At 69.4% G+C, this 4,826-nt stretch carries 4 protein-coding genes; all 4 read right to left on the reverse strand.

Going from position 1 to position 4,826, the window contains the following annotated elements; translation table 11 throughout:
• Positions 1-3: 3 nt before the first annotated feature.
• A complete protein-coding gene (locus tag JYJ93_RS21785; protein ID WP_206794229.1) occupies positions 4-1,101 on the reverse strand; it encodes a 6-phosphofructokinase in 1,098 nt (365 codons plus the stop codon).
• A 156-nt stretch (positions 1,102-1,257) separates the two neighbouring features.
• A complete protein-coding gene (locus JYJ93_RS21790; RefSeq protein WP_206794231.1) occupies positions 1,258-1,737 on the reverse strand; it encodes a hypothetical protein in 480 nt (159 codons plus the stop codon).
• 79 nt (positions 1,738-1,816) lie between these two features.
• Positions 1,817-2,830 (reverse strand): CPBP family intramembrane glutamic endopeptidase, encoded by a 1,014-nt coding sequence (locus JYJ93_RS21795; RefSeq protein WP_206794233.1) that lies wholly within the window; start codon positions 2,828-2,830, stop codon positions 1,817-1,819.
• 80 nt (positions 2,831-2,910) lie between these two features.
• Positions 2,911-4,512, reverse strand: a complete 1,602-nt coding sequence (locus tag JYJ93_RS21800; protein ID WP_206794235.1) for an MBL fold metallo-hydrolase — start codon at positions 4,510-4,512, stop codon at positions 2,911-2,913.
• Between the last annotated feature and the right edge of the window lie 314 nt (positions 4,513-4,826).

The raw sequence follows: 4,826 nt of genomic DNA on the forward strand, positions 1-4,826 counted from the left end.
CCCTCAGTCCCCGAACCCGATGCCCATGCTCCGCGCGAACCGCACCAGGTCCCCCTGGACGTCCACGCGTCGCTCCTTGCGAGACTCACTCAGCGGCACGGGGATGACGTCGTTGTTCCTGAGCGCCACCATGTGCCCCCACTGTCCGTCCCGCACCAGGTCCAGCACCTTGCAGCCGTAGCGCGTGGCCAGCACCCGGTCCGCCGCGCTCGGGCTGCCACCGCGCTGCAGGTGGCCCAGCACCGTCACGCGGATCTCCGCGTCGATGTGGCTCGCCAGCAGGTCCGCGCACACCTTGCCGGAGCCGCCCAGCCGCACCACGCCCCGGCCCGGGATGTCCGTGGCCTCCGCCAGCACGGACAGCGTGCCGCCCTCCGGATACGCGCCTTCGGAGATGGCGATGATGGAGAAGCTGCGCCGCCGCGTGGCCCGCCGCTTCAGCGTCTCCAGCACGGACTCCACGCGGTACGGAATCTCCGGGATGAGGATGAGGTCCGCGCCACCGGCGAGGCCGCTCTCCAGCGTGAGGAAGCCCGCGTGGCGGCCCATGATCTCCAGCACCATCACGCGGTCGTGCGCCTCCGCGGTGGAGTGCAGCCGGTCCAGCGCCTCCGTGACGATGAGCCGCGCGGTGTCGAACCCGAACGTCTGGTCCGTGCCGGACAGGTCATTGTCGATGGTCTTCGGACACCCGACGACCTTCAGCCCCTTGCCCGCCAGCTTGTCCGCGATGGACAGCGTGCCGTCCCCGCCAATCGCGACCAGTCCGTCCAGCCGCAACTCCTCGCAGCGGCGCAGGACCTGATCCGACACGTCCCGATCCACCCAGCTCTCTCCCTCCCGCACGGGGTAGGAGAACGGGTTCGCCTTGTTGGACGTGCCGAGGATGGTGCCGCCCTTGGGCAGGATGCCGCGCGTGTCCTCCACCCCGAGCGGGCGGACGAGCTCCGGCTCCACCAGGCCCATGTAGCCGTTCTCGATGCCGACGAACGAATGGCCGAACTCGTACACGCCCCGTCGCACGAGGCCCCGGATGAGCGCATTGAGTCCCGGGCAATCACCACCGCCGGTGAGGACGCCGAGTCGAAGAGGTCGAGCCATAGGAACGAAGAAAGTCGGACGCGGGTGTCAGTGGGAACGGGCGGCACTATGACAGCAACGTCGGTGCGGATTGTAGGTGCCACCCCAGGGGGGTGCAACGCACGAATCAGCGCTGACGTCGGATCCGCGCTCGCGGAGGACGCGGGGGCGGCCCCCTCAGTCGCGCTTGAGGCGACGCCGGGAGGCCAGCCGGTCCAGGAGGGCCTGGAGGCGATCCTCCTTCTGCGCGGGAAGCGCCCGGTCCGTGGGGGACTGCACGGGCATCTCGCGGGCCATCCGGTACAGCTCCTCGAGCCGCTCCTGCACCAGCTCGTTGCCGGGGCGCTCCTGGAGGGCCCGGCGGTACGCGGCGGCGGCGCCCACGTAGTCACCCAACGTGAAGAGCCGCTCGCCCTCCTGCATGGACGAGGGCGGGCCCAGCGGGAGGCGCTGGGGCTCGCGAACGCGGTTCTTCAGGAGCTGAAGCTCCTCCGGCTGGAGGCTGTCGCGCAGGTGGGCCAGCTTCGCGGCCAGGGCCTCCTCGCGCGGAAAGGCGGCGAGGAGGTGCTCGAAGAGCTCGAACGCCTCCGCCAGCTCACCCCGGCGTAGGGCGCGGTCGGCACGTGCTTCCATGTCGGCCCGGACGGCAGGGGTCATCTCGCGCGGCAGAGTAACTGTTGCCCACCCAGGATGTCACATGCGGAAAAGCCTGCGCTCGGCGGGCCGCAAGGCCTCTTCAGGCGGGCGTGGCGGACGACTCCGGCAATACCGCGCTTTCCTCGGCCCGGGCGCTGCGCCTCCAATGGCGGAAGAGCCACACGGCCACCAGCCCGTGGAGCAGCACGCCGAAGACGCCCTCGCCGTTGAAGACCCAGACCTGGCCGCCGAAGAGCCCCGGCCGGCCGTTGTAGACGCTGCCGAAGAGCTGCGGGTTGATGAGGTTCCAGCTGATGTGGAAGAGGGCGGGCGGCCAGATGGAGCGCGACGCCATGTAGAGCTGCGCGAACACCACCGCGGCCACGGCGATGGACAGCAGGAACGTCACGTTCTGCCCTACGTGCCCGCGCTGCGCCTTGGAGAAGATGAGGGGCAGGTGGAACGCGGCCCACACCGGCATGGTGATGGCCGCGGCCAGCGCAGGCCGGTGCATCCACCAGCGCGTCAGCGTCCCGCGCCAGCCCACCTCCTCACCCAGCTCGCTGGGGACGCCGAAGCCCACGACGGGCGCCCACACCAGCGCGAACACGCCGTGGCGCAGCCAGCGCCATCGCTCGGGCAGCTTCGCGCCCAGCTTCTCCACCCAGCGCCAGCGCACGGCCGCGGCGGCCAGCCACCACGTCACCGTCATCGCCCAGAACATGAGAATCATCACCGGCACCACCGCCACGCCCGTGAGCCCGAACGGGCCCTTGAGCAGCTCCGGCTGGTACGTGATGAAGGACGCGTCCCCGGTGACGAGCCGGATCGCGTAGGCCAGCGGCGTGATGACGGCGGCGTACGCCAGGGGCAGCGCCAGCCCCAGGAACCACCACTTCCAGCCAGGGAAGGAGAAGCCCACCGCGGACGGGGCCTCGCGACGGAAGAACCACGAGCACGCCAGGCCCACGATGCCGGGCACGCACATCATCCAGCGCATCAGCCACACGGACTCGCGCGTCTCACCGCCCGCGATGAACGCGATGGCCATCGTCCAGCTCACGGCGAGCGTCACCGCGATGAACGTGAGGGTTTCTTTCCGGGGATTCCTCATGTTCCGGAGCATACCGGTTGAGCCCGTCCCGTCGAGCCCAACCGACGAGGGGAGGGCGGCCAGGCCGCCCCGCGCCCGCTTCAGCTCTTGAGCTGGACCTCGCGCGCGCCCTCGAGCCGTTCGGCCTGCATGCCGCGCTCGCGAGCGGTGGTGAGCAGCAGATCCGACTCCTTCATGCGGGGCGTCTCCGGCGTGGCGGCGGGCCCGATGATGTGCTCCATCCAGGGCTCCAGGCCCATGGCGTAGTTGAAGAGCCGCTTCGCGCCCACCAGCTCCAGCAGGCGCAGGCCTTCGGTGGAGTTGCTGCCGCGGCAGCGGCGGTTCTTCTCCAGCTTGCGGTCGCGCTTCTTGGGGAAGAAGCCCTCCAGCATCCACGTGTGCGGCGCGCCGACGATCTCCGTGTTCATGAAGACCGTGTGCAGGTCGCCCACGGTGGCGCGCAGGTCGCGGTACGTCGTCTCGTCCACGCACATGGAGTCGGCGGCGAAGAAGAGCCGCTCCTCGCCCGTGCGGATGATCCACGCCGTCTTGGCGTGGGCCACGTCGCCGTGCTCGCCCATGAACGGCGCGGCGATGATCTCTCCGTCCGGGATGGGCAGGGACTCGTAGAAGTAGGGCTCCAGCACGTTCTTGAAGCCGAGCGCCTTGCCCAACAGCCGGGGCGAGTAGTCACCCGCCAGGGCGCCGCTGGCGCGCGGGACCATCAGCGTGCCGACGCGGTGGCGCAGGCGCAGCAGCGTCTCGATGTCCAGGTGATCCGGGTGGCTGTGGGTGATGACCACGTAGTCGATGCGGCGGGGCAGGTCCGCGAAGGACATGCGCGCCAGCGGGCCCATCTTCTCCGGCCGCACCGGCACCACCGCGTCGATGAGGATGGACGTGCCCTTCCACTCCACCAGCACGCACGCGTGGCCCACGTAGCGGATGCGCACCCCCGGCCCGCTCCACGTCTCGGGAAGCGTCTGAGGCGCCTCCGTGAGCAGGGGCATCAGGTCCGCGTCGGACTTCACCGCGTCTCCCAGCACGTCGCGGATCCACTCCAGCGGCTTGGGCTCCAGGTCCAGGCTGAACAGCTTGTCCAGGCGCTCGTCGTGGAACGGCACCTTCCAGTCCAGCTGCCCCGCCTCCATCAGGCGCGGCGTGGTGAGCAGCGAGTCGCGCTCCGCGTCCGCCTTCAGCCGGCGCAGCCGCATCGACTGGAGGTCCGCCTTGTAGTGACGGCCGCGGTACAGCAGGCCTTCGTGCACGCGCATCGACGGGCGGTTCACGTAGTCGTACACCAGCTCCACCACGCCCTTGAGCGGCTCCGGCAGCCGCGCGTACAGCGGCTCCAGGGACTGGCCCTTGGCCTCCGCCAGGAGCTGCGTCTGGAACTCGTCGAACGCCTCCGCCAGCTGGATGTTGTCCTCCTGCGCGGTGGTGATCCGCTGCATGAGCGCCCGCACCTCTTCCGCGCGCTCCGGCGCGATGCCCACGAACGAGCTGCCGCTCAGCTCCGGATCCTTCGCCGCCTTCGCGTGGAAGTCCGGCGTCTGCAGGTAGGCCTTCAGCAGCGGCAGCAGGTAGGCCTGCAGATGCAGGCTCGCGGGCATGGGCGCCACTGTCATCCACCAGGCCTGGAAGTCCTGGACGAGCGGTTCAACGAGGGTGGCGTCCGCGAGGCGATACAGAGGAGCAGTCATGGTGGGCGATCGAGAAGACCCCCGCGCCCGGACTCGATTCACGGCGGTTCCGATAGGGGAACTCGCGGAGTCAAGAGAGGGCGGGGTGAGAGCTGAAGACCAGGAAGCAGGGCTGACAAGCGAATGTGAGCGATTCGAGCAAATTGTTCAAGTTCAGTAGAACCCAGTCCTAGTGGTATTCTCGTATCCAGTTCTGCTCCCCCGGACTCATTGCAAGGGCGCCCGCGCCACGCACCATGTGGGTGTGTGTCGCACGGGCAGTCGGCCCACTGAAGCTCTTGCGGTGTTCTCCGGCCTTCCACATGGGTTCTTCC

Origin of the sequence: Corallococcus sp. NCSPR001, assembly GCF_017309135.1 — a bacterium.
In the GTDB taxonomy this organism is placed as follows: domain Bacteria; phylum Myxococcota; class Myxococcia; order Myxococcales; family Myxococcaceae; genus Corallococcus.